Here is a 25,145-nt window from a genome sequence, read left to right on the forward strand (position 1 = left end):
TTACGCGATGCCGTGGCGAATTGTGGATAACTTATTCCACCGTCTTCGGCTTGTGCAGGATGCGCGGCAGTCTGGGACCGTTGAAGCGTGCTCGCGATAGCTGCTTCACCTTCACTCTAAATGCGGTGAGTTACCGACCTTTTCGCACGCCAGCTTGTTCAACAAAGTCTGAGGGCGCCCAACTGATCCGTATTGAGGCCGAGAGGGATGGTGAACATTCCTTTGCGGAATGTTCCAGCTTTCTTATTTATCGCTTTTTCTACCACGACAGAATGTCGACCATGGGACACCAACAACCATAAGAAAAAGGAGTGGCCCATGACTGCATTAGCCTCTACGGAGGTCGCTGCCAAAGTGGCCAGGACCCGCTATCGCTGGGTAATCCTGGCAGTCATCGTGATCGTGTACATGCTGGCGGCGGCTGATCGCGCGAACATCGGCATCGCGCTGCCCTACATCCAGAAGGAGTTCGGCGCGAGCAATGCCCAGGCCGGGCTGCTGGTCAGTGCGTTCTTCCTGTTCTACTCGCTGGGGCAGATCCCGGCAGGACTGCTGCTCAGCAAAATGAGTGTGAGGGTCGTGGCCCCGGTGTCCATCGCGCTGACCTCGGCGGTGACCCTGCTCATCGGCACGGCCCACAATATCGGCATGCTGAAGATCTACCGGTCGGCGCTTGGCGTTGCAGAAGCCGCGTTGCCTTTGTCGATGCTCAGCACCATCAACCGCTGGTTTCCCCCTGGAGAGAAAGGCCTGGCCACCGGTGCCTTTCTGTCGGCTGCCAAGATGGGCGCTGTGATCGCCCCGCCGATAGGCGCCGCACTGATTCTCTGGGACGGCTGGCGGACCATGTTCTTTGCCTTCGCCGTGCCCGGCATTCTGCTGGCACTGCTGTGGTGGTGGCTGGTCCCCAACTCACCACGCTCAAGCCAACGAGTGAATGAGGCCGAAGCCAGCTACATCGAGCAGTCGGACCCTGTGGATAAAGCCAAAGCCGCCAGCCAGGCTCAGAAAAGCCTGGGGGTACTGGATAAAGTGCTGCGCTACCAGCCGGTGAAGCCATTGGCGAATTCCCGCTCGGTGTTTGCTTCGTGGAACGTCTGGGGCTGCGGGTTGGGCTACCTGCTGATGACCGGTGTGGTCAACGTGCTGCTGGCCTGGTTGCCCAAGTATCTGGGTGAAGTGAAGCATTTCGAACTGATGCAGATCGGCTTCGTCGCGTCGCTGCCCTTTGTCGGCGGCGTACTGGGCAACATTGTTGGTGGTTGGCTGTCGGACAAGGTTCTGCAGCGTCGCCGCAAGCCGACCATGATGATCAGTGCGGTCGCCACCTGCCTGATGATGGTAGCGCTGGTCTATGCACCCAACGACCTGCTGTCGGTCAGTCTGCTGCTGTTCGGCACCGGCTTCCTGTTGAACATCGGCTATTCATCGTTCTCGGTCTATTCCATGGGCCTGACCACCCGCACGACTTATCCAGTGGCCGCCTCGCTGGTCAACAGCGCGGGCCAGGCAGGCGGTGCCATGGCACCGCTGATCACCGGCCTGTTGCTGGATGCCTATAGCTGGACCGCCGTGTTTCTGTTCCTGGGTGTGTGTTCGTTGGGCGCCTTGATTTTCGTACTGATGATCGCCGAGCCTGCCGATTCTGCACAAACAGCCGAAGCCAACTGACTGCACAGCGGTGCATGCCTCTGACCGGGGGCCTGTCGACACTGACAGGCCCCTTCAGCTTTGTAGCTGATGGGAAAAGTCGCACAGCTCGACCGCGCAGGCCGCGACTTCCTCGACGAGCGCAGAGGGTCGATCGTTACGATACATCGCCATGTAAGGCACCCGAGGCAGTTCGGGGTCTGTTTCTATCACCACCAACTTGCCTTCATCCACCAGCGGCCTGAAGCACTCCAACGGCAGGTAGGTGACGCCCAGGCCGGCGGCGGTCAGGCCCAGCATCGCCGTCAGGCTATCCGACGACAGTGTTCGCGGCATCTCGATGCCATGCGCGCCCAGCCACTTGTTGACGAACAGGCCGGACCCCGACTTCTTGCCCTGCACCAGCACCGGATACCTGGCCAGTTCCCTGAGGCTGACCATGCCCGGTTGGGGAATGAGACCCGGCGCGGCCATCCAGGCGTTCTTTACCGTAGCCAGGGGGACTGACGTCACCTCGGGGGCGGTGAAGGTATCAGGGATGATGATCAGATCCACCAGGTCGTCCATGAGCTTTTCATGCAGGGTGCGGCTCATGTCGACTTCCGGCTCCACGGTCAGCCCTGGAAAGTCATGAACGAGCCGGGTAATCAGGCGCGGCAGCCAGGTCAATGCCGTGAGTTCGGTCACGCCCAACCGCAAGCGCCGGGAGGTCACGTGCTGGCCGTCTTTCAGCGAGTTGATGCGCTCGGCCAGCACCAGCATTTCCCGCGCCAGTACCAGAAGATCTTCGCCAGCCGCCGTGAGCCGAGCGCCGCGTTGTGATCGGTCGAACAGTTGCAGGCCAGTCGACTGTTCGAGTTCCAGCACGCGTTTGGAAATCGCCGATTGAGTGGTGTGCAGATGCTGGGCAGCGCGTTCGAACGTGCCAAGGCGCTCGATCCAGTGCAGCGCTTCAAGCTGGCGGAGTGTCAGCACTTTCATTCCTTTTAAGAATGTATTTGTATCCAATAATATCGCTTTTTCTATTTAATATTGCGCTTATCCTCGAAAGCACTCGCCACTGAGGAATAACAATGAACGCACAAGCCTCCAGCCCGGACATCAGTGCACTGGTGCACGCCTATACCCAGACTTCCACCTCGATCATCAGTGATTGCCTGGATCGCTTGCCCGGCGCACGCCTGCAACCCTTTCACCGTATCGAAGGCACCATGGCCGGTACGGCACTCACGGTAAAAGTGCCCTGTGGTGATAACCGTGCCATTCACCAGGCACTGGAAATACTCGGCCCCGGCCAAGTGCTCGTCGTGGACGGCGGCGGCGATCTAAGCCGTGCCCTGATGGGCGACATCATGGCCGCTATCGCACAGAAGCGCGGGGCGGCTGGCGTCGTGGTGGATGGTGCGATCCGTGACCTGGCGACCATCGGCAAGGGGGCGTTTCCCATGTTCGCGCGTGCCGGTTTTCACCGCGGCCCTTATAAAAACGGCCCTGGCGAGATAAACGTGCCGGTGAGTATTGGGGGCATGCTGGTTTCGCCCGGAGACATCGTCGTGGGTGATCACGACGGCATCGTGGCCTTCCCGGTGGCCCAAGCGGCAGAGCTGCTGCAGCGCTGCCATGCCACGGAGCAAAAGGAAGCAGAGATGCTGGCGCAGATTGCAGCCGGCACCTACAAAGGCGCCTACGCGGCCCACTAAGGCGGAAGAACAGAGATGAAAATTGCAATTATCGGTGCCGGTGAGGTGGGGTTGACCTACGCCCGACCATGGTCAGCGGCAGGCCACTCGATCGTGCTGTGCGACCTGAAGCCTTCAGCGACAGCGAAGGCGTTCGCCGCCGAGCATCAGGCCGAGATTCACACCTCGATACCGCAAGCTCTGCCCGGCTGTGATGTCGTCGTATCCTGCGTATTCGGCACGGCGTCCCTGCAGGTTGCCCAGCAAGCACTGGGCGTCATGGCCAAAGGCGCGCTGTTCATCGACATGACCACCGCCGATCCCAACCAGATCCGCACCGCCGCCTCGCACGCCGCCGAACTGGGCATCGAATACGTGGACGTCGCGATTCTCGGCGCCATTGCCCTCACCCACGCGAAGACCAACCTGCTGGGAGCGGGTGCGGGAATCGATCAGGCCATTGCCTTGTTTGCCTCTGCTGGGGCACCGCTGAAGGCCGTAGAAGGTGGCGCGGCAGGAGACGCCGCTGCACTGAAGATCCTGCGCAGCGTATTCACCAAGGGCCTGGAGGCGCTGACCATCGAATGCTTCATGGCCGCCGAAAAGCAGGGGGTGACAAACAAGCTGCATGACGCGCTGAGCGACATCGACCAGGCGAGCCTGCGGGATTTCCTCGGGGCATTGATCCGCACCCACGTGGTCCATGCCCCGCGCCGTCTGAAAGAAGTCGAAGAGGCCGAGCGCCAGCTCAAGATGGCCGGCATGCCGGTGGCCGTGTTGCCGGGGGTCAAGGACCTGTTCCAGCGCACGGCCACGCAGATCGGTACACAGCCGGCGGCTTCGACCAGCCCTACGCTGGAACAGGCCTTTGACTGGCTGTTCGAAGCCAATGGTGTGAAGAAGTAAAAACATGAAGGGGGCCGCTGATGGCCCCCTCATGCGGGATCGACTTCTTCTGTCGTCATCCCATCAACGCTGTGGATAAATCACTCCACCGTCACCGACTTCGCCAAGTTGCGCGGCTGGTCCACATCGGTGCCTTTCAACACCGCCACGTAGTAACTAAGCAGCTGCAGCGGCAGGGTGTAGAGGATCGGTGCCAGGGTGTCGTTGATGTGCGGCATGGCGATCACGTGGATGCCTTCGCCGTTGCTCATGCCAGACTTTTCGTCGGCGAAGACGATCAGTTCACCGCCCCGGGCGCGTACTTCCTGCAGGTTGGACTTGAGCTTCTCCAGCAGTTCGTTGTTCGGCGCCACGGTGACCACCGGCATGTCGGCGTCGACCAGGGCCAGCGGGCCGTGCTTCAGCTCGCCGGCTGGGTAAGCTTCGGCGTGGATGTAGGAGATTTCCTTGAGCTTCAGCGCGCCTTCCATCGCTACCGGAAATTGCGCGCCGCGGCCCAGGAACAGGGTGTGATGCTTTTCGGCGAACAGCTCGGCGACTTTATCCACAACGCTGTCCATGGCCAGGGCTTCGCCGAGACGTACAGGCAGACGACGCAGTTCATCGACCAGCTCGGCTTCCACACCGGCTTCGAGGGTGCCCTTCACCTGACCCAGAGACAGGGTCAGCAGCAGCAGGGCCACCAGCTGGGTGGTGAAGGCCTTGGTCGAGGCCACGCCGATTTCCGGGCCGGCCTGGGTCAGCAGGGTCAGGTCCGACTCACGCACCAGCGAACTGGTGCCGACGTTGCAGATCGCCAGGCTGCCCAGGAACCCCAGACTCTTGGCATTGCGCAGCGCCGCCAGGGTGTCGGCCGTTTCGCCGGACTGGGAGATGGACACGAACAGGGTGTCGGGCTGCACCACCACCTTGCGATAGCGGAATTCGCTGGCGACCTCGACCTGGCACGGAATGCCGGCCAGGCCTTCGAGCCAGTAACGCGCAACCATACCGGCGTGGTAGCTGGTGCCACAGGCGACGATCTGTACGTTGCGCACCTTGGCGAACAGCGCTTCGGCTTGAGGACCGAAGGCATGTACCAGCACCTGCTGCTGGCCCAGGCGGCCTTCCAGGGTGCGCTGCACGACCTTGGGCTGCTCGTGGATTTCCTTGAGCATGAAGTGGCGGAACTCGCCCTTGTCGGCGGCTTCGGCGCCTTCACGAAACTGCACCACTTCACGCTCGACCGGCAGGCCGTCCACCGACCAGATCTGCACGCTTTCACGGCGGATCTCGGCGATGTCGCCCTCTTCCAGATACATGAAACGGTCGGTGACCTGGCGCAGCGCCAACTGGTCGGAAGCCAGGAAGTTCTCGCCCAGGCCCAGGCCGATCACCAGCGGGCTGCCACTGCGCGCGGCGAGGAGGCGGTCCGGCTGCGCGGCGCTGACCACCGCCAGGCCATAGGCACCGTGCAGTTCCTTGACCGCAGCCTTGAGCGCCTGGGCCAGGTCCGGCGTGGTCTTGAGCTTGTGATGCAGCAGGTGGACGATGGTCTCGGTATCGGTGTCGGAGGTGAACACGTAGCCCAGGCCCTTGAGCTGCGCGCGCAGGGCTTCGTGGTTCTCGATGATGCCGTTGTGCACCACCGCCAGTTGCTCCCCGGAGAAATGCGGATGGGCATTGTGCTCGGTGGGCGCACCGTGGGTGGCCCAGCGGGTGTGGGCGATACCCAGGCGGCCGATCAGCGGCTCGCCGGCCAGGGCCTGCTCCAGCTCGCTGACCTTGCCGACGCGGCGGCGCCGCTCCAGGCTGCCTTCGTTGCTGAAGACCGCCACGCCCGCGCTGTCGTAGCCACGGTATTCCAGACGCTTGAGGCCCTCGACAAGGATGGCCGTGACATTACGCTCGGCGACTGCGCCAACGATTCCGCACATGCTGTTCTCCTAGCTGACAGCGGCACAAATGACAGTGACGCCACGTGCCTGTATCTGTTCGCGTGCCTCGGCGGGCAGGCGTTCATCAGTGATTAGGGTATGGATACCGCTCCAGGGCAGTTCCAGGTTGGGGATCTTGCGGCCGACCTTATCGGCCTCGGCCATCACCACCACTTCACGAGCCACGTCGGCCATCACCCGGCTCAGCCCGAGCAATTCATTGAAGGTGGTGGTGCCGCGCTGCAGGTCGATGCCATCGGCACCGATGAACAGCTGGTCGAAATCGTAGGAGCGCAGCACCTGCTCGGCCACCTGGCCTTGGAACGACTCCGAATGCGGGTCCCAGGTGCCACCGGTCATCAGCACCACCGGTTCCTGCTCCAGCTCGGTGAGGGCGCGGGCGACGTTCAGCGAGTTGGTCATCACCACCAGCCCGGCCCGCGCCCCCAGTTCGGGAATCAACGCTGCGGTGGTACTGCCACTGTCGACGATGATTCGCGCATGCTCACGGATGCGCAGCGCCGCCGCCCGGGCGATGGCCTGTTTATAACTCGACACCACCTGGGCGGGCTCGGCGATCAGTTCCTGTGGCAGGGTGACGGCGCCGCCATAACGGCGCAGCAGCAAGCCATTGCTTTCGAGGGCAGCCAGATCCTTTCGAATCGTAACTTCAGAAGTTTCGAAACGGCGAGCCAGATCGTCCACCGACACTTCCCCCTGCTCATTGAGCAAGGCGAGTATCTGATGACGACGTTGGGGAGTGTTACGTTTCGACATGAGCTGAAAAAGTTTCGATTCGAAATTTAAGTGGCGCAATCAAAACCTATTGTCGGATCAGCGTCAAGCGAGTGAAGGAGATTTCATGTAGTCAGAAGGCTGTGCATAACTCGGCATCACGAACCGAACCGGTTATGCACAGCGGCCCATTGTGGACAACTCAAGCCTTGGGCTTCTTCACCGGGCGTGCCCAGCCTTCAACGTTGCGCTGGCGGGCTCGGGCCACGGCCAGTTGGCCTTCCGGCACGTTCTGGGTGAGGGTCGAGCCTGCCGCCGTGGTGGCCCCGGCGCCGATATCCACAGGCGCGACCAGAGAGTTGTTGGAGCCGATGAAGACGTCTTCACCCAGCACCGTCTTGTGCTTGTTGGCACCGTCGTAGTTGCAGGTGATGGTGCCGGCGCCGATATTGGTACGCGCACCGATTTCCGCATCGCCCAGGTAGGTCAGGTGGCCGGCCTTGGCGCCCTCGCCCATCCGCGCGTTCTTCAGTTCCACAAAGTTACCCACATGGGCCTTGGCTTCCAGCACCGAGCCGGGACGCAAGCGAGCGAACGGGCCGGCATCGCTGCCCTCGCCCAGCACCGCGCCGTCGATATGACTGTTGGCCTTGACCACCACGCCTTTGCGCAGGGTGCTGTCCTTGATCACGCAGTTGGGCCCGATGACTACGTCGTCTTCGATGACCACCTGGCCTTCGAGGATCACGTTGATGTCGATGAGCACGTCGCGACCGACGCTTACTTCACCACGCACATCGAAGCGAGCCGGGTCACGTAGGGTCACACCGGCGGCCATCAGGCGGCGAGCGGCGCGCAGCTGGTAATGGCGCTCCAGCTCGGCCAGTTGCCGGCGGTCATTGGCGCCCTGCACTTCCATCGGGTCATGGGGCTGTTCGGTGGCCACCACCAGGCCGTCGGCCACTGCCATGGCAATCACGTCGGTCAGGTAGTACTCGCCCTGGACGTTGTCGTTGGACAGGCGCCCCAGCCAGTCCGCAAGGCGCTGGCCAGGTACGGCCAGAATACCGGTGTTGCCTTCCTTGATCGCACGCTGCGCCTCGCTGGCGTCCTTGTGCTCGACGATTGCCCGAACCTGGCCCTGCTCGTCACGCACGATGCGCCCATAGCCGGTGGGGTCTTCGAGGTTGACGGTGAGCAGACCCAGTTGGTTGTGGGTTACACGTTTCAATAGGCGCTGCAGGGTCTCGACTTCAATCAGGGGTACATCGCCGTAGAGGATCAGTACGGTCTCGGCACTCAATACCGGCAGAGCCTGAGCCACGGCATGCCCGGTACCGAGCTGCTTGTCCTGCTGCACGAAGTTCAGGTCGTCGGCGGCCAGGTGTTCACGTACCGCGTCGGCACCGTGGCCGATCACGACATGAATGCCCTTTGGGGATAACTGACGTGCGCTGTGGATAACGTGGCCAAGCATCGAGTTGCCGGCGACGGGATGAAGGACCTTGGGCAGGGCCGAACGCATCCGGGTTCCCTGGCCAGCGGCGAGAATGACGATATCGAGAGACATGAAGGACTACCCACTGGGCGGCTCGGCGGCCGCTGGAAAAAGAAAAAGGGTAGCCGAGGCTACCCTTTTCATTCAATCGCACATTCAGCGCAGCGGTATCAGCCGCCGAACTTCTTGCGGATCTGCTGGACGGTACGCAGCTGGGCTGCGGCCTCGGCCAGGCGTGCGGCGGCGGCACTGTAGTCGAAGTCCGCGCCTTTTTCGTTCAGGGCCTTCTCGGCAGCCTTGACGGCATCCTGAGCAGAAGCCTCGTCCAGGTCAGCAGCGCGTTGCACGGTATCGGCAAGCACCTTGACCATGTTCGGCTGCACTTCGAGGAAACCACCGGAGATGTAGAACACCTCGCGGTCGCCGCCCTGCTTGGTCAGCGTGATCGGACCTGGCTTCAGATTGGTAATCAGCGGGGCGTGGCCTGGAGCGATACCAAGATCACCCAGGTTGCCGTGCGCAATTACCATCTCGACCAGACCGGAGAAAATTTCTCCTTCCGCGCTGACGATATCGCAATGGACTGTCATAGCCATGTGCTTGCCTCAACCTGATTAGCGCCCCTTGCGGGGCGCCGGGATTACAGTTTCTTGGCTTTCTCGACCGCTTCTTCGATGCCGCCGACCATGTAGAACGCTTGTTCTGGCAGGTGGTCGTAGTCACCGTTGAGGATGCCTTTGAAGCCAGCAATGGTGTCTTTCAGGGAAACGTATTTGCCTGGAGAACCGGTGAAGACTTCGGCCACGAAGAAAGGCTGGGACAGGAAGCGCTGGATCTTACGAGCACGGGATACCAGTTGCTTGTCGGATTCGGACAGTTCGTCCATACCCAGAATCGCAATGATGTCCTTCAGCTCTTTGTAGCGCTGCAGCACGTACTGAACGCCGCGAGCGGTCTCGTAGTGCTCGTTGCCGATCACGTTCGGGTCCAGCTGACGGGAAGTCGAGTCCAGTGGATCGACCGCTGGGTAGATACCCAGGGAGGCGATGTCACGCGACAGAACGACGGTAGCGTCGAGGTGGGCGAAGGTGGTGGCTGGCGACGGGTCGGTCAGGTCGTCCGCAGGTACGTATACGGCCTGGATCGAAGTGATCGAGCCTTGCTTGGTGGAGGTAATACGCTCCTGCAGCACGCCCATCTCTTCGGCCAGAGTCGGCTGGTAACCTACTGCCGATGGCATACGGCCCAGCAGTGCGGATACTTCGGTACCGGCCAGGGTGTAACGATAGATGTTGTCGACGAACAGCAGAACGTCGTTACCTTCGTCACGGAACTTCTCGGCCATGGTCAGGCCGGTCAGCGCAACGCGCAGACGGTTTCCTGGTGGCTCGTTCATCTGGCCGTAGACCAGGGCTACCTTGTCGAGAACGTTGGAGTCCTTCATCTCGTGGTAGAAGTCGTTACCCTCACGAGTACGCTCACCCACACCGGCGAACACGGAATAACCGCTGTGCTCGATGGCGATGTTACGGATCAGTTCCATCATGTTTACGGTTTTGCCGACACCGGCACCACCGAACAGACCGACTTTACCGCCCTTGGCGAACGGGCAGACCAGGTCGATAACCTTGATGCCGGTTTCCAGCAGGTCGTTGCCGCCTGCCTGCTCAGCGAAGGTTGGAGCGGCGCGGTGGATACCCCAGCGCTCTTCTTCACCGATAGGACCGGCTTCGTCGATCGGGTTGCCCAGAACGTCCATGATGCGGCCCAGGGTCGCCTTGCCGACCGGTACGGCGATGGCCGCGCCAGTGTCGGAAACGCCCAGACCACGCTTCAGGCCTTCGGTCGAGCCCATCGCAATGGTACGAACCACGCCGTCGCCCAGCTGCTGCTGAACTTCCAGGGTGGTTTCCGCGCCTTGTACTTTCAGCGCGTTGTAGACACTCGGTACGACGTCACGTGGGAATTCCACGTCGATGACGGCGCCGATGATTTGAACGATACGTCCGCTACTCATAGCTGGATCCTCTGAATATTTGAACCGTTAAACCGCGGCAGCGCCGCCGACGATTTCCGAGATCTCCTGGGTGATCGCAGCCTGACGCGCCTTGTTGTAGATCAGCTGGAGGTCGCTGATCAGGTCACCGGCGTTGTCTGTGGCGTTCTTCATGGCGATCATCCGGGCAGCCTGTTCAGCCGCATTGTTCTCGACCACCGCCTGGTAGACCTGCGACTCCACGTAACGCACCATCAGGCCGTCCAGCAGCTCCTTGGCGTCGGGTTCGTAGAGGTAGTCCCAGTGGTGCTTGAGTTCTTGATCCGGGGTTGCCACCAACGGTACCAGTTGCTCGACCGTCGGCTGTTGCGTCATGGTGTTGATGAACTTGTTCGATACCACGGACAGGCGATCGATACGGCCGTCCAGGTAGGCATCCAGCATGACCTTGACGCTGCCGATCAGATCGTTGATCGATGGCTCTTCGCCCAGGTGGCTGACCGCTGCCACGACGTTGCCGCCGAAGCTGCGGAAGAAGGCCGCACCTTTGCTACCGATCACGCACAGGTCGATTTCGACGCCCTGTCCGCGGTTGGCGTTCATGTCCTTGACCAGAGCCTTGAACAGGTTGGTGTTCAAGCCACCGCACAGACCACGGTCACTGCTCACAACGACATAGCCGACACGCTTGACTGGGCGCTCGACCATGAACGGGTGGCGGTATTCCGGGTTGGCGTTGGCCAGATGACCAATCACCTGGCGGATACGCTCCGCATAGGGACGGCTAGCAGCCATGCGCAGTTGAGCCTTGCGCATCTTGCTGACCGCCACTTTTTCCATGGCGCTGGTAATTTTTTGCGTGCTTTTAATGCTCGCAATCTTACTGCGAATCTCTTTTGCGCCTGCCATGTATCACCTATCAGGTTAGCAAGCGGGGGCTCGAAGCCCCCGCTGCGGCTTACCAGGTCTGGGTGGCCTTGAACTTCTCGATACCGGACTTCATGCCAGCATCGATTTCGTCGTTGAAATCACCCTTCACGTTGATCTTCGCCATCAGGTCGGCGTGATCGCGGTTGAAGTAAGCGATCAGCGCTTGTTCGAAGCTACCGATCTTGGCGATTTCGACGTCAGTCAGGAAGCCACGCTCAGCGGCGTACAGCGACAGGGCCATCTCGGCGATGGACATCGGCGCGTACTGCTTCTGCTTCATCAGTTCGGTAACACGTTGACCGTGCTCGAGCTGCTTGCGGGTGGCTTCGTCCAGGTCAGAAGCGAACTGGGCGAAAGCTGCCAGTTCACGGTACTGAGCCAGAGCGGTACGGATACCACCGGAGAGCTTCTTGATGATCTTGGTCTGAGCGGCACCACCTACACGGGATACCGAAACACCGGCGTTCACTGCAGGGCGGATGCCCGAGTTGAACATGGCCGATTCCAGGAAGATCTGACCGTCGGTGATGGAGATCACGTTGGTCGGAACGAACGCGGAAACGTCGCCAGCCTGGGTTTCGATGATCGGCAGAGCGGTCAGGGAACCGGTCTTGCCAGTCACGGCACCGTTGGTGAACTTCTCGACGTACTCTTCGGAAACGCGCGATGCACGCTCCAGCAGACGGGAGTGGAGATAGAACACGTCACCTGGGTACGCTTCACGTCCTGGTGGACGGCGCAGCAGCAGGGAGATCTGACGGTAGGCAACGGCTTGCTTGGACAGGTCATCGTAGACGATCAGGGCATCTTCACCGCGGTCGCGGAAGAACTCGCCCATGGTGCAACCGGAGTACGGAGCCAGGAACTGCAGTGCAGCCGATTCCGAAGCGCCAGCGGCGACGATGATGGTGTTGGCCAGGGCGCCGTTCTCTTCCAGCTTGCGTACGACGTTGGCGATGGTCGACTGCTTCTGGCCGACGGCCACGTAGACGCAGAAGATGCCGCTGTCTTTCTGGTTGATGATGGCATCGACCGCCATGGCGGTCTTACCGATCTGACGGTCACCGATGATCAGCTCACGCTGGCCACGGCCGACTGGAATCATGGCGTCGACGGACTTGTAGCCAGTCTGTACAGGCTGGTCTACCGACTTACGCCAGATCACGCCCGGAGCAACTTTCTCGACCGCGTCGGTCTCGGTGTTGTTCAGGGGGCCTTTGCCATCGATCGGATTACCCAGTGCGTCGACTACGCGCCCCAGCAGTTCCTTACCAACCGGAACTTCCAGGATGCGGCCGGTGCACTTGGCGCTCATGCCTTCGGCCAGGGTGGTGTACGCACCCAGTACAACGGCACCTACGGAGTCTTGCTCCAGGTTCAGTGCCATGCCGTAGACGCCGCCAGGGAACTCGATCATTTCGCCGTACATGACGTCGGCCAGACCGTGGATCCGCACGATACCGTCGGACACGCTGACTACGGTGCCTTCGTTACGGGCTTGCGAGGCCACATCGAGTTTCTCGATGCGACCCTTGATGATTTCGCTAATTTCGGAAGGATTGAGTTGCTGCATTGCTCTGCTGCCCCTTCAAACTCAAGATTTCAATGCTTCGGCCAGTTTCGCGATCTTGCCGCGAACCGAGCCATCGATTACCAGGTCGCCGGCGCGGATCACGACGCCACCAATCAGGCTGGCGTCCTCCGCAGCGTGCATTCGCACTTCCCGGCCGAGCCGAGCACTGAGAACCGTGGCGAGTTTGTCTTGCTGTTCTTGGTTCAATGCAAAGGCACTGGTCACTTCGACGTCTACCGATTTTTCCTGCTCGGCCTTGTACAGCTCGAACAGGGCGGCAATCTCCGGCAGAAGCTGGAGACGGCCGTTCTCGGCGATGACGTTGATGAAGTTCTGTGCCTTCTCATCAACCTTGTCGCCGCACACTTCGATGAAAGTGGCGGCCTTTTGTGCGCTCGTCAGTCGCGGGGCCTTGAGCAGGCGCTGCATGGTGTCATCTTGTGACACCGCAGCAGCCAGGCCGAGCATGGCTGACCAATTGGCCAGTTGCTGGTGGGCCTGAGCGTGCTCGAAGGCCGCCTTTGCGTAAGGTCGGGCCAACGTGGTCAGTTCTGCCATGATCGCCCTCGCTTAAATTTCAGCAGCCAGTTTATTGACCAGCTCTGCGTGCGCGTTTTGATCGATTGTGGAGCCCAGGATCTTCTCGGCGCCATTGACCGCCAGGCTGCCCACTTGGGCGCGCAGGGCGTCTTTGACACTGTTCAGTTCTTGCTCGATCTCGGCCTGAGCCTGAGCCTTCACGCGGTCAGCTTCGACGCGAGCCTGTTCACGGGCTTCGTCGACGATCTGATTGCCGCGCTTCTTGGCCTGCTCAATGATTTCAGCTGCCTGAGCCTTGGCTTCGCGCAGTTGATGACCCGCTTTTTCTTGGGCCAGCTCCAGGTCGCGAGCAGCTCGAGAGGCAGCATCCAATCCATCCGCGATCTTCTTCTGACGCTCGTGCAGAGCAGTGATGACCGGAGGCCATACATACTTCATGCAGAACAGTACGAAGATCGCGAACGCAATGCTCTGGCCAATCAAGGTTGCATTAATGTTCACGCCAACACCTCGCTGTTACGTTGTCCATCCCACCCATCAACTCGAAAAGTCGAGTGATCAGCCAGCGAGTTGACCAACGAAGGGGTTCGCGAAGGTGAAGAACAGAGCGATACCAACACCGATCATGGTTACGGCGTCGAGCAGACCGGCAACGATGAACATCTTGACTTGCAGCATTGGAACCATTTCTGGCTGGCGAGCAGCGCCTTCCAGGAATTTACCGCCCAGCAGGCCGAAGCCAATTGCAGTACCCAGAGCGCCCAGGCCGATCAGCAGAGCAACAGCGATAGCGGTAAGACCAACTACAGTTTCCATCTTTCCTCCCGACTTTTACGTCGTATTGGTTAGTTTTTAGATTGAAGCGTTGAAACGGAATCGTTTGTTACATCAGCCCTTGCGGGCACCCTCGCGCACGATGGCACGAGGGTCATCAGACGCGCCGCAAGGCGATCTTAATGGTTATCTTCGTGAGCCATCGACAGGTAGACGATGGTCAGCATCATGAAGATGAACGCTTGCAGGGTGATGATCAGGATGTGGAACACCGCCCATGCCCATTGCAGGACGACGCCCAGGCCGCTCAGCCACAGCAGGCCGGCGCCGAACATCACGGCAATCAGGATGAAGACCAGCTCGCCGGCGTACATGTTGCCGAACAGACGCAGTGCCAGGGAGATTGGCTTGGCGATCAGGGTCACGAACTCAAGCAGGAAGTTGACCGGGATCAGCAGGGCCTGAACGACGACGTTCTTGCTGCTGAACGGGTGCAGGGTCAGTTCGCCGATGAAGCCGCCCAGGCCCTTGATCTTGATGCTGTAGAACACGATCAGGGCAAACACCGACAGGGCCATGCCCAGGGTCGCGTTCGGGTCGGTGGTCGGTACGGCGCGGAAGAACAGATGCTCGTTGCCGGAGATCTTCGCTGCCAGGACCGGAATCCAGTCCACCGGTACCAGGTCGATGGCGTTCATCAGGAACACCCAGGCGAAGATGGTCAGGGCCAGGGGAGCGATCACGGCGCTACGGCCGTGGAAGCTGTCCTTCACGCTGCCATCGACGAACTCGACCAGGACTTCGACGAAGTTCTGCAGGGCACCTGGCTGGCCGGAAGTGGCCTTCTTGGCTGCCATACGGAAGATAAGCACGAAAATGATGCCCAGTGCGACCGACCAGCCGAGGGTATCGACGTGGAAAGCCCAAAAGCCCATTTCCTTTGCTTCTGCTGCGGTGTGGGCAAAGCCCCAGCTGCCATCAGCGAGCCGACCGAAGGTCAGGTTCTGCAGGTGGTGCTGGATATAGCCCGAAGCGGTTTCTGCTGCCATGGTTGCCTCAAACGCCCTAAGGTCTGGAAAGTCTTGTTCTCATCAGCAGGGGAGCGAACCAGTTGATCATCTGGACCAACATGAACACGCCGAATACAGCCAGCGGCGCCAAAGGCTTCACACCTGCGAACGTCAGCGCGAACAGCACTGCCGTCAAAATCAGTTTGCCCGCCTCGCCGGCATAGAAAGACCGGACGATGGCTTTGGCGGCTCGGGCCCCGGAAAACCGGAACGCCTTGTGAGCGAAATACAAATTGGGCAGCCAAGCTATCAGGCCCCCACACAGCCCCGAATATCCGGCTACGACTCCATTCCACTGCCACAGCGCCAAGGCAGCCACAGCAACGACAATCATTTGCGCCATCAAAACCGGGAATACCGCGAGGCGGTGGAACGGCAGGCGGTCTGGCTTGCGGGATTCCATCGCAACAGCTCCTCGGTCGGCGGTCGCCATCATCGTTAACTTGGCATAATTTGTGCCGACAAAATGCGCGCAGAGTATAGGGGCGCTTCAGCCCCTGTTCAACTCCGAGGAAGTGATTTCCGACTACACGCTAGCGGCCAATTGTTTCAACGAATGTGGGCAAGGACCCCTTGCAACTCGTCCAGCGAGTTGTAGCGGATCACCAGTTGACCCTTGCCTTTCTGGCCGTGACGGATCTGCACCGACGAGCCCAGACGCTCTGCGAGACGCTGTTCCAGTCGGCTGATATCGGGATCGACGCGCGGCGTTTCGGCCGCTGCCGGTTTGTCGGTCAGCCACTGGCGTACCAGGGCTTCGGTCTGGCGTACGGTGAGGCCTCGTGCGACAACGTGTCGCGCCCCTTCGACCTGACGATCTTCGGGCAGGCCGAGCAGCGCACGGGCATGACCCATTTCCAGATCGCCATGCGAAAGCATGGTCTTGATGGCTTCCGGCAGAGTGATCAGGCGCAGCAGGTTGGCCACGCTGACCCGCGACTTGCCGACCGCATCGGCGACCTCCTGCTGGGTGAGCTGGAATTCCTGCTGCAGGCGCTGCAGAGCCATCGCCTCTTCGACCGGATTGAGGTTCTCGCGCTGGATGTTCTCGATCAGCGCCATGGCGATGGCCGCTTCGTCAGGAACGTCGCGCACCATTGCCGGAATGGTTTCCACACCAGCCTGCTGGCTGGCTCGCCAACGCCGCTCACCGGCGATGATTTCGTAGCGACCATTGTCGATCGGACGGATCACGATCGGCTGCATGACGCCCTGCTTACGAATCGACAGCGCCAGCTCTTCCAGCGCCTGCGGATCCATGTCGCGCCGCGGCTGGTACTTGCCGCGCTGGATCTTGTCCAGCGGCACATGCTGCAGCTCGCGCTGGTCCAGCGTGCTGGCCTGCTCTTCCAGGGATGTGACGGTTGGCACGCTCGAACTGCTCAGCAGTGCGTCCAACCCGCGTCCGAGACCTCTTTTCTTGACGGCCATGGTTTCCTCAGGCTGGTTTGGCAGCTTGTGCACTGCGACGTTGACGACGGACCAGTTCACTGGCCAGGGCCAGGTAGGCCATCGCACCGCGTGAAGACTTGTCGTAGGTGAGCACCGGCATGCCGAAACTCGGCGCTTCGGCCAGGCGGATGTTGCGCGGAATCACCGTGTCGTAAAGCTGCTCGCCAAAATGTTCCTTGAGCTGCGCCGAGACGTCGTTGCTCAGGCTCAGCCGTGGGTCGTACATGGTGCGCAGCAGCCCCTCGATCTTCAACTGAGGGTTGAGCAGCTCACCGATGCGCTTGATGTTATCCACAAGGTCGCTCAGCCCTTCCAGAGCAAAGTATTCACACTGCATCGGAATGATCACCCCGTCGGCGGCGACCAGGGCATTGAGCGTGAGCATCGACAGCGACGGCGGGCAGTCGATGAGGATGAAGTCGTAGTTTTCACGGATCGGCGCCAAGGCGTTACGCAGACGGCTCTCTTTCATCTGCATTTCCAGCAGCACCACTTCCCCCGCCGTGAGGTCACGGTTGGCTGGCAGTAGCTGGTAGCCGCCGTGTTCGGAGAACTGCATGGCCTGTGGAAGATCACACTCGCCGATCAACAGGTCGTAGACCGAGTTGTCCAGGTTGTGTTTATCCACACCGCTACCCATGGTGGCGTTGCCCTGTGGATCGAGGTCGATCAGCAGCACGCGTCGCTTGGTGGCGACCAGCGATGCCGCGAGGTTGATGCAGGTGGTGGTCTTGCCCACACCGCCTTTCTGGTTCGCTATCGCGAATACCTTAGCCATTCTTGCTCGTGTTCCCAGTCATGCCGTGCGGCGCAGTATCAGCAGATGGCGTTGGCCTTGGCAACCCGGAACGGCCAGGGCCTGTGCGCTATCGAGACGAAAATCCGCTGGCAATGCTACCAGCTCATCGGCGGGATGCAGCCCTTTCATTGCCAGCCAGCGTGTATCGGTGTCACCCATGTGACGGGTCCAGCCGGTGAAGTCTTCCAGGCTGCTGAACGCACGGGAAATGATCCCGGTAAAGGGTTCGGCAGGTCGGTAGCTTTCCGCCCGGCTGTGGATAACTTCGAGGTTATCCAGCTTCAGTTCCAGTTTTACCTGGGTCTGGAAACGGCTCTTCTTACCGTTGCTGTCCAGCAGGGCCACGCGGGCCTGTGGAAACATGATCGCCAACGGGATACCGGGCATGCCGCCCCCGCTGCCGACATCCAGCCAGCGTGGACCGTCGATGAAGGGCACCACGCTGAGGCTGTCGAGCAGGTGGCGTGAAACCATCTCGTCCGGATTGCGCACCGCCGTCAGGTTGTATGCCTTGTTCCACTTGATCAACAGGCCCAGGTAATCAAGCAACTGGCGATGTTGTGTATCGCTCAGCGTGATCCCGAGTTCCCGGGCACCTGTGGACAATTCCTCGGCGTGTTGCGGTGTCACCATGGCACTCAAGCGCTTTGCTCCAACTCACGGCCTGCGCCGCGTTTTTTCAGGTGAATCATCAACAGGGAAATCGCCGCTGGCGTGACGCCGGGGATCCGCGACGCCTGGCCCAGAGTCTCGGGACGAGTTATCCCCAGCTTGGACTGGATTTCCTTGGAAAGCCCGGAAATCGTCGAGTAATCGATATCCGCCGGCAGCTGGGTGTCTTCACTGGCGCGCAGGCGGGCGATTTCATCCTGCTGACGCTCGATGTAGCCAGCGTACTTGGTCCTGATCTCGACCTGTTCGGCGGCCTGCGGATCGCTGCAGCCTTCGCCGGTCAGCTCGACCAGGCTGGCGTAGTCGATTTCCGGGCGGCTCAGCAGGTTGAGCAGGTTGTACTCATGAGACAGCGGTGTGCCGAAACGTTCGGCAATGGCATCGCCCTGTTCAGTACCGGGACGGACCCAGGTGCTTTTCAGGCGTTGCTCTTCACGCTCGATGTTTTCGCGTTTGGCACAGAACGCTGCCCAACGAGCATCATCGATCAGGCCCAGTTCGCGACCTTTTTCGGTAAGACGCAGATCGGCGTTGTCTTCACGCAGGATCAGGCGGTATTCGGCACGGGAAGTGAACATCCGGTACGGTTCCTGGGTACCCAGGGTAATCAGGTCATCCACCAGCACACCGATATACGCCTCGTCGCGACGCGGGCACCAGCTTTCCTTGCCCTGCGCGCGCAATGCGGCGTTGGTTCCGGCCAGCAATCCCTGGGCACCGGCTTCTTCGTAGCCGGTGGTACCGTTGATCTGTCCGGCGAAGAACAGGCCACCGATCACTTTGGTTTCCAGGCTGTACTTCAGGTCGCGCGGATCGAAGTAGTCGTATTCGATGGCATAGCCGGGTCGCACGATGTGAGCGTTTTCCATACCGCGGATCGAGCGCACCACCTGCAACTGCACGTCGAAAGGCAACGAAGTGGAAATGCCATTCGGATACAGCTCGTGGGTGGTCAGGCCTTCCGGCTCGATGAACACCTGATGGCTTTCCTTGTCGGCGAAACGATGGATCTTGTCTTCGATCGATGGGCAATAACGTGGCCCTACCCCTTCGATCACGCCCGAATACATCGGCGAACGATCAAGGTTGGACGCGATGATTTCGTGAGTACGGGCATTGGTGTGAGTAATCCAGCAACTCACCTGGCGCGGATGCTGCTCCTTGTTGCCCAGGAACGACATGACCGGGATCGGTGTATCACCCGGTTGCTCGCTCATCACCGAAAAGTCCACGGAGCGACCGTCGATACGCGGCGGTGTACCGGTTTTCAGGCGGCCAACCCGCAGGGGCAGTTCGCGCATGCGGTGAGCCAGGGCAATCGAGGGCGGATCACCCGCACGACCGCCGGAATAATTCTGCAGGCCGATATGGATGAGACCGCCGAGGAAGGTCCCCGTGGTCAGCACCACCGAATCGGCCATGAAACGCAGGCCCATCTGGGTGACCACGCCGCGTACCTGGTCTTGCTCAACGATCAGGTCATCTGCCGACTGCTGAAATATCCACAGGTTGGGCTGGTTTTCCAGGATTTCCCGAATGGCGGCCTTGTAGAGGGCGCGGTCAGCCTGTGCACGTGTCGCACGAACTGCCGGTCCCTTGCGGCTGTTGAGCACACGGAACTGAATGCCGGCCAGATCGGTAGCCGTGGCCATCGCACCGCCCAGTGCATCGATTTCCTTGACCAGGTGGCTTTTACCAATGCCACCGATCGCTGGGTTGCAGCTCATATGGCCAAGCGTATCGACGTTGTGCGTCAACAGGAGAGTCTTGACGCCCATGCGTGCCGAAGCCAGTGCCGCTTCGGTACCGGCATGACCGCCACCGATGACGATCACTTCAAAACGGGAAGGGAAATCCACCACGCACCTCGTGCCTGTTGTGGGTATGAAAAAGGGAAGACGGCAAGTATAGGGAATTCGGCCCCTCTAATGAAACCCATTGACCAAAAAATGAGCAGTCGTGCGCTGGGCTGGAGATCAAGAAAAATAAAAAAGAAAGAAATTTTATAAAACCTTGTTTTTGTTTTTTCTCTTAGGGCGGGCATCTTCTGTGGATAACCATCTACACGCCTTTGTTTTCGGTATGTACAGAAAATCATAAGGCTGTGGTCAGGAGGCGTAGAGCCTGTTGGGCGACAGCGATTAGCCTGTGGATTAATGTGGTGCTTTTCCACAGGCGGGTTTTTGTTCAGGTTTTGATGGGGGTTATCAACCTGGCTGAGGGACACTTATGCACAGGGCTCATTTTGTCTTGTATAACTCGTTGTCGACCGATGGCTACCCGGTTTGCAGTGCACAGCCTGCTGCGCCGTCTGCTTTCAGCGCGCAGCGGGTTGTGGATATCGGAGCCGAGAGATGGACAGGCGTGCACGCGGGCGCGCTCCAGGGATGGCAGGAAGGTATAGAGAAAGAGGGCCTGCAGCTTGATAAGGCAGGCTGTGGACAGCCACATTGCGCAGCGAAAGCGCGGCTCTTCTACTCTTTCGCGGCCAAATGGGTTAGACCGGGTAGGAGCGGCTTCAGCCGCGAAGTGACCGCATGTTCACAACAGATGCGGTGAGTTTTCTGACGCTTTTGTGGCTAAAGCCGCTCCTACCGGGCCACATGCCGCTTAAGCGAACAGTATTGGCTTCAGCCGCGAAGCGACCGCCTGTTCACAGCCGAGGCAATGAATGTTCAGGCCGAAACCGCTCATATGAAGCCAGAAAGCGCCTAGCTGCGCTTTAGGCCCCCTCCACAGTGCCGTTAAGCGCTATTTACCGATACAGAAGCTGGAGAAGATTCGACCCAGCAGGTCGTCGGGGCTGAATGCACCGGTGATTTCCCCCAGGGCCTGTTGGGCCAGGCGCAGGTCCTCAGCCAGCAGCTCGCCGGCGCCGGCCAGGGTCAGCTGTGAGCGGCCGTGCTCGAGGAAACCACTGGCCCGGTTAAGTGCCTCGATGTGGCGGCGTCGGGCGCTGAAGCTGCTTTCCGAGGTCTGTTGATAACCCATGCAGGCCTTCAGATGATCGCGCAGCAGTTCCAGCCCCTCGCCGCCCGCCTTGGCGCTCAGGCTGATAGTCACGTGGCCGTCGGGGCTGGTCTGTATGCCGATATGCTCGCCGCTCAGATCGGCCTTGTTGCGGATCAGCGTGACCTTGGCCGGGTCGGGGCGCTGCTCGAGGAACTCCGGCCACAGCGCGAATGGATCGCAAGCCTCGGGCGCCGTGGCGTCAACCACCAACAGAACACGATCCGCTTCGCCAATGGCCTTCAGTGCGCGTTGTACGCCGATCAGCTCGACCTGATCGAGGGTGTCGCGCAGGCCGGCAGTGTCGACCACGTGCAAGGGCATGCCATCGATGTGGATATGTTCGCGCAGTACGTCTCGTGTGGTGCCGGCGATATCGGTGACGATCGCCGCTTCGCGCCCGGCCAGGGCATTGAGCAGGCTGGATTTGCCGGCGTTGGGCCGCCCGGCGATGACCACGGTCATACCGTCACGCAGCAGCGCGCCCTGCCCTGCCTCGCGCAGTACTGTGGATAACATGTCGCGAACCTGATCGAGCTTGCCCAGCACGACACCATCGGCGAGGAAGTCGATTTCCTCTTCCGGGAAGTCGATGGCGGCCTCGACATACATACGCAGGCCGATCAACAGCTCGGTGAGGTTATCCACACGCTGGGAGAACGCGCCCTGCAGCGAGCGCAGGGCATTGCGAGCCGCTTGTGCCGAGCTGGCCTCGATAAGGTCGGCGATCGCCTCGGCCTGGGCCAGGTCGAGCTTGTCATTGAGGAACGCCCGTTCACTGAATTCACCCGGCCGTGCCAGGCGGCAACCCAGTTGTACACAGCGCTGCAGCAGCATATCGAGAACCACCGGCCCGCCGTGCCCTTGCAGCTCAAGTACATCTTCACCGGTAAAGGAGTTGGGGCTGGGGAAGAACAGCGCGATACCTTCGTCGAGCACCAGGCCCTGCTCGTCTTCGAACGGGCCGTAATGGGCGTAGCGCGGCTTGAGTTCGCGGCCCGTGATGGCTTGCGCAGCCTTGGCGGCCAGCGGGCCGGAAATACGCACGATGCCGACCCCTCCGCGTCCCTGAGCGGTGGCGATGGCAGCGATGGTTTCGCGCGGGGCGTTCATGGCGACTCCTGGAAAACGGACAGATAGCAAAACGCCCCGGTAAGGGGGCGTCTTGTGAAACAGGCTCAGGTTAGATCAAGAGACTTACTTCTTGATAGCCGTAGCCGCTTCGATCTTGCGAGTGATGTAGGCCTGCTGGAGGATCGACAGGGTGTTGTTGACTACCCAGTACAGCACCAGACCTGCCGGGAACCACAGGAAGAAGAAGGTGAAAATGATCGGCATCATCTTCATGACCTTGGCCTGCATCGGATCCGGAGGTGTTGGGTTCAGACGCTGCTGGATGAACATGGTCGCGCCCATGATGATCGGCAGGATAAAGAACGGATCCTTGATCGACAGGTCGGTAATCCACAGGATCCAAGGTGCCTGGCGCATTTCCACGCTTTCCAGCAGTACCCAGTACAGGGCCAGGAACACTGGCATCTGCACCAGGATCGGCAGACAGCCACCCAGCGGGTTGATCTTCTCTTTCTTGTACAGCTCCATCATCGCCTGGGACATCTTCTGGCGATCGTCACCATACTGCTCTTTCAGCGCGGTCAGCTTCGGTGCTACGGCACGCATGCGCGCCATGGACTTGTAGCTGGCAGCCGAGAGCGGGAAGAACAGACCCTTGATGATCATGGTCAGAACGATGATCGACCAGCCCCAGTTACCCAGTACGCTGTGGATATGTTGCAGCAGCCAGAAGATCGGCTGGGCAATGAACCACAACACGCCGTAGTCGACGGTCAGTTCCAGGCCTGGGGACAACTCTTTCAGCACGGCCTGGCTTTTCGGGCCGGCGTACAGCAGCGCGCCGGTTTCACCCTGGGCGCCAGGTGCCACGTTCAGCGCCGGGCTGGTGAAGCCGATGATGTAGTTGCCCTGGCTGTCCTTGCGGGTCTGCACGGCATTGCTGACATCATGGTTCGGGATCCAGGCGGTCACGAAGTAGTGCTGCAGCCAGGCAATCCAGCCGCCTTGCACGGTTTCACGCAGTTGGCCCTTGTCCATGTCCTTCATGGAGACCTTCTTGTAAGGCTCCGAAGGTGTCCACAGGGCCGCACCCAGGTAGGTGGCGGTACCCGTGGCGGTGGTGGACGATGGGTCAGAGCTGGCGTCGCGCTTGAGCTGGCCGAACAGGTTACCCGACCAGGTCTGGCCGCTCTGGTTATCCACAACGTAGCGAACGTCCAGGTCGTACAGGCCGCGCTTGAAGGTGAAGCGCTTGGTGTAGTTGACGCCGTTGTCCGAGTACTTCAGCTCTACGACCAGTTGGTTCTGACCGTCGGCCAGTTGATAACTTTTCTGTGTCGAAGTGTAAACCGGACGACCGGTGGACCGTGCATCGGGGCCGTTGGTCCCGGTCAGGCCGCTCTGGGCCAGGAAAACGCGTTCGCTGCCGTTATCGAACAGCTGGAACGGCACATCTGGTACGTCCTGGCGACGAGGGTACAGCGGCAGACGCAGTTGAACGACGTCACCGCCCACCGGGTCGATGGCCAGTTCCAGTACGTCGGTCTTGACCTTGATCAGGTCCTTGCTGACTGCAACCGGAGTTTCCACAGGCGCCGGTGCAGTGCCGGGCGCGGCGGGTACATCCGCATTGGCGGAAGTGTTGCCGGCGGCCGGTACGTCGGTCGCGGTGGTGGTAGCAGCAGCAGTCTGTTTCGGCAGGGCAGCCTGGCCGTAGTCTTCGTTCCATTTCAGAACGCCGACGTAGGTCACGATTGCCAGGGCGCCGATCAGGATCGTGCGTTTAATATCCATGATTACTCGGCCATCGAAGAAGAGCGGGATTGGGAAACGGGTGGAACCGGGTCATAACCGCCGGGGTTCCACGGATGACAGCGACCCAGGCGTCTCAGGGTCAGCCAGCCGCCGCGCAGAAGACCATGATTATCGATGGCTTCATAGGCGTAGCAGGAGCAACTGGGGTAGAAACGGCAGTGACTGGCCATCAGTGGACTGATGGCATAGCGGTAAAACTGGATCGGAACGAGGGCCAGTTTACGCATCTGGACTGTCCACCTCTGCAGATTCGGTTTTGCCTGTGGCAACGGGCCGGCTGCGCGCCAGACGCTTCCAGAGCTTGCCGAAGTGCTGGATCAGTTCCGGATTGTCCGGATCAGCCATGCCTTTACGCGCGACGATCACGATATCCCACCCTGCCAGGCTGTCCTGGTGAAGGCGAAACGATTCGCGAATCAGGCGTTTCAAGCGATTACGTTCAACAGAGAGCTTGACGCTCTTCTTTCCGATCACGAACCCCAGGCGGGGGTGATCCAGACTGTTGTCACGCGCCAGGATCAGGAGATTCTTCCCCGGGACCTTGGCGGTAGGAGAGTCAAAGACAGCCTTGAAATGTCGGGGAGTAAGCAGACGCTTTTCCCGACCGAAGTCCCGACTCACCACCTTTGCCGAATAAATCAGATGGCCAGACGCTTACGGCCTTTGGCACGACGACGCGACAGGACCTGACGGCCGTTCTTGGTGGCCATACGGGCGCGGAAACCGTGGGTGCGGGCGCGCTTGATAGTGCTGGGTTGGAAAGTACGTTTCATGGCGTGTTACCTGGTTTGTCCACTACAGGCCGGAATGGCCCCGTTTTAAGAGACCGGCGATTCTAGAGAAAGCAAGCGTACAGGTCAATTTCCAACCAGCTTTTCCTTCTATTCATTTCCTTGGGTATCAAGAGTTGCCAGCAGGCATCCGTCATCGCTTCCTGTTGACCGCTTCGCTATAGAAACAGAAAAGGACCTATATAAAGCTTTTCTGAAAAGCTTGTTAAGACTGTGTAGCGATCCATCTGTGGATAACCTCCATTAGCCCCTCTATTCCGGGCTGT

At 60.2% G+C, this 25,145-nt stretch carries 25 protein-coding genes; 3 read left to right on the forward strand and 22 right to left on the reverse strand.

Features of this window, described 5'->3' with window-relative positions:
- Positions 1-210: 210 nt before the first annotated feature.
- Positions 211-1,671 carry an MFS transporter gene (locus QZ497_RS05410; RefSeq protein ID WP_295471870.1) on the forward strand — a complete coding sequence of 487 codons (1,461 nt, stop codon included), beginning with the start codon at positions 211-213 and terminating at the stop codon, positions 1,669-1,671.
- A 54-nt stretch (positions 1,672-1,725) separates the two neighbouring features.
- Here the strand turns inward: QZ497_RS05410 and QZ497_RS05415 are convergent, their stop codons facing one another.
- Positions 1,726-2,625, reverse strand: a complete 900-nt coding sequence (locus tag QZ497_RS05415) for a LysR family transcriptional regulator (protein ID WP_295471872.1) — start codon at positions 2,623-2,625, stop codon at positions 1,726-1,728.
- Between the two features lie 98 nt (positions 2,626-2,723).
- Here QZ497_RS05415 and QZ497_RS05420 point away from each other — a divergent pair, with 98 nt between their 5' ends.
- Together QZ497_RS05420 and QZ497_RS05425 are read left to right on the forward strand one after the other, a co-directional pair.
- Positions 2,724-3,350, forward strand: coding sequence for an RraA family protein (locus tag QZ497_RS05420; protein WP_295471874.1), 627 nt, complete (start codon positions 2,724-2,726; stop codon positions 3,348-3,350).
- A 15-nt stretch (positions 3,351-3,365) separates the two neighbouring features.
- Positions 3,366-4,235: an NAD(P)-binding domain-containing protein gene (locus QZ497_RS05425; RefSeq protein WP_295471876.1), complete on the forward strand. Its 870-nt coding sequence runs from the start codon at positions 3,366-3,368 to the stop codon at positions 4,233-4,235.
- Between the two features lie 80 nt (positions 4,236-4,315).
- On the opposite strand, the gene glmS is transcribed toward QZ497_RS05425, so the two are convergent.
- From glmS to rpmH, 21 genes are all read right to left on the reverse strand, one after another.
- A complete protein-coding gene (gene glmS / locus QZ497_RS05430) occupies positions 4,316-6,151 on the reverse strand; it encodes a glutamine--fructose-6-phosphate transaminase (isomerizing) (protein ID WP_295471879.1) in 1,836 nt (611 codons plus the stop codon).
- A 9-nt stretch (positions 6,152-6,160) separates the two neighbouring features.
- A complete protein-coding gene (locus QZ497_RS05435; RefSeq protein WP_295471882.1) occupies positions 6,161-6,928 on the reverse strand; it encodes a DeoR/GlpR family DNA-binding transcription regulator in 768 nt (255 codons plus the stop codon).
- A 160-nt stretch (positions 6,929-7,088) separates the two neighbouring features.
- Positions 7,089-8,456, reverse strand: coding sequence for a bifunctional UDP-N-acetylglucosamine diphosphorylase/glucosamine-1-phosphate N-acetyltransferase GlmU (gene glmU, locus QZ497_RS05440; protein ID WP_295471884.1), 1,368 nt, complete (start codon positions 8,454-8,456; stop codon positions 7,089-7,091).
- A 98-nt stretch (positions 8,457-8,554) separates the two neighbouring features.
- Positions 8,555-8,980, reverse strand: coding sequence for a F0F1 ATP synthase subunit epsilon (locus QZ497_RS05445; RefSeq protein ID WP_295471886.1), 426 nt, complete (start codon positions 8,978-8,980; stop codon positions 8,555-8,557).
- Between the two features lie 44 nt (positions 8,981-9,024).
- Positions 9,025-10,401 (reverse strand): F0F1 ATP synthase subunit beta, encoded by a 1,377-nt coding sequence (gene atpD / locus QZ497_RS05450; protein ID WP_295471887.1) that lies wholly within the window; start codon positions 10,399-10,401, stop codon positions 9,025-9,027.
- A 27-nt stretch (positions 10,402-10,428) separates the two neighbouring features.
- Positions 10,429-11,289, reverse strand: a complete 861-nt coding sequence (gene atpG, locus QZ497_RS05455) for a F0F1 ATP synthase subunit gamma (protein ID WP_295471890.1) — start codon at positions 11,287-11,289, stop codon at positions 10,429-10,431.
- A gap of 49 nt (positions 11,290-11,338) precedes the next feature.
- Positions 11,339-12,883 (reverse strand): F0F1 ATP synthase subunit alpha, encoded by a 1,545-nt coding sequence (atpA, locus tag QZ497_RS05460; protein WP_295471892.1) that lies wholly within the window; start codon positions 12,881-12,883, stop codon positions 11,339-11,341.
- A gap of 21 nt (positions 12,884-12,904) precedes the next feature.
- On the reverse strand, positions 12,905-13,441 hold the full coding sequence (locus QZ497_RS05465; RefSeq protein ID WP_295471895.1) for a F0F1 ATP synthase subunit delta: 537 nt from the start codon (positions 13,439-13,441) through the stop codon (positions 12,905-12,907).
- A gap of 12 nt (positions 13,442-13,453) precedes the next feature.
- Positions 13,454-13,924 carry a F0F1 ATP synthase subunit B gene (locus tag QZ497_RS05470; protein ID WP_295471897.1) on the reverse strand — a complete coding sequence of 157 codons (471 nt, stop codon included), beginning with the start codon at positions 13,922-13,924 and terminating at the stop codon, positions 13,454-13,456.
- 57 nt (positions 13,925-13,981) lie between these two features.
- On the reverse strand, positions 13,982-14,239 hold the full coding sequence (atpE, locus tag QZ497_RS05475) for a F0F1 ATP synthase subunit C (RefSeq protein ID WP_002555987.1): 258 nt from the start codon (positions 14,237-14,239) through the stop codon (positions 13,982-13,984).
- A gap of 137 nt (positions 14,240-14,376) precedes the next feature.
- A complete protein-coding gene (atpB, locus tag QZ497_RS05480; RefSeq protein ID WP_295471951.1) occupies positions 14,377-15,246 on the reverse strand; it encodes a F0F1 ATP synthase subunit A in 870 nt (289 codons plus the stop codon).
- Between the two features lie 16 nt (positions 15,247-15,262).
- Positions 15,263-15,670 (reverse strand): F0F1 ATP synthase subunit I, encoded by a 408-nt coding sequence (locus QZ497_RS05485; RefSeq protein ID WP_295471953.1) that lies wholly within the window; start codon positions 15,668-15,670, stop codon positions 15,263-15,265.
- A gap of 146 nt (positions 15,671-15,816) precedes the next feature.
- Complete coding sequence (locus QZ497_RS05490) at positions 15,817-16,698, reverse strand: ParB/RepB/Spo0J family partition protein (RefSeq protein WP_295471955.1); 882 nt, start codon at positions 16,696-16,698, stop codon at positions 15,817-15,819.
- Positions 16,699-16,705: 7 nt separating this feature from the next.
- Positions 16,706-17,497 (reverse strand): ParA family protein, encoded by a 792-nt coding sequence (locus QZ497_RS05495; protein ID WP_295471957.1) that lies wholly within the window; start codon positions 17,495-17,497, stop codon positions 16,706-16,708.
- 18 nt (positions 17,498-17,515) lie between these two features.
- Positions 17,516-18,160 carry a 16S rRNA (guanine(527)-N(7))-methyltransferase RsmG gene (rsmG, locus tag QZ497_RS05500; RefSeq protein ID WP_295471959.1) on the reverse strand — a complete coding sequence of 215 codons (645 nt, stop codon included), beginning with the start codon at positions 18,158-18,160 and terminating at the stop codon, positions 17,516-17,518.
- On the reverse strand, positions 18,157-20,049 hold the full coding sequence (gene mnmG, locus QZ497_RS05505; protein WP_295471961.1) for a tRNA uridine-5-carboxymethylaminomethyl(34) synthesis enzyme MnmG: 1,893 nt from the start codon (positions 20,047-20,049) through the stop codon (positions 18,157-18,159). The genes rsmG and mnmG overlap by 4 nt, the downstream gene beginning before the upstream one ends.
- Before the next feature lie 892 nt (positions 20,050-20,941).
- Positions 20,942-22,312 carry a tRNA uridine-5-carboxymethylaminomethyl(34) synthesis GTPase MnmE gene (mnmE, locus tag QZ497_RS05510; protein ID WP_295471963.1) on the reverse strand — a complete coding sequence of 457 codons (1,371 nt, stop codon included), beginning with the start codon at positions 22,310-22,312 and terminating at the stop codon, positions 20,942-20,944.
- 84 nt (positions 22,313-22,396) lie between these two features.
- Entirely contained in the window at positions 22,397-24,067 is a 1,671-nt protein-coding gene (gene yidC, locus QZ497_RS05515; RefSeq protein ID WP_295471966.1) for a membrane protein insertase YidC, read from the reverse strand.
- Between the two features lie 2 nt (positions 24,068-24,069).
- The gene (yidD, locus tag QZ497_RS05520; RefSeq protein WP_295471968.1) at positions 24,070-24,315 is read right to left on the reverse strand and encodes a membrane protein insertion efficiency factor YidD; all 246 of its coding nucleotides are present in this window, start codon (positions 24,313-24,315) and stop codon (positions 24,070-24,072) included.
- Positions 24,308-24,709: a ribonuclease P protein component gene (rnpA, locus tag QZ497_RS05525; RefSeq protein ID WP_295471971.1), complete on the reverse strand. Its 402-nt coding sequence runs from the start codon at positions 24,707-24,709 to the stop codon at positions 24,308-24,310. The genes yidD and rnpA overlap by 8 nt, the downstream gene beginning before the upstream one ends.
- Positions 24,710-24,726: 17 nt before the next feature.
- Positions 24,727-24,861 (reverse strand): 50S ribosomal protein L34, encoded by a 135-nt coding sequence (gene rpmH / locus QZ497_RS05530; RefSeq protein WP_295471972.1) that lies wholly within the window; start codon positions 24,859-24,861, stop codon positions 24,727-24,729.
- Positions 24,862-25,145: the final 284 nt, after the last annotated feature.

It is taken from the genome of uncultured Pseudomonas sp. (genome assembly GCF_913777995.1).
GTDB lineage: Bacteria > Pseudomonadota > Gammaproteobacteria > Pseudomonadales > Pseudomonadaceae > Aquipseudomonas.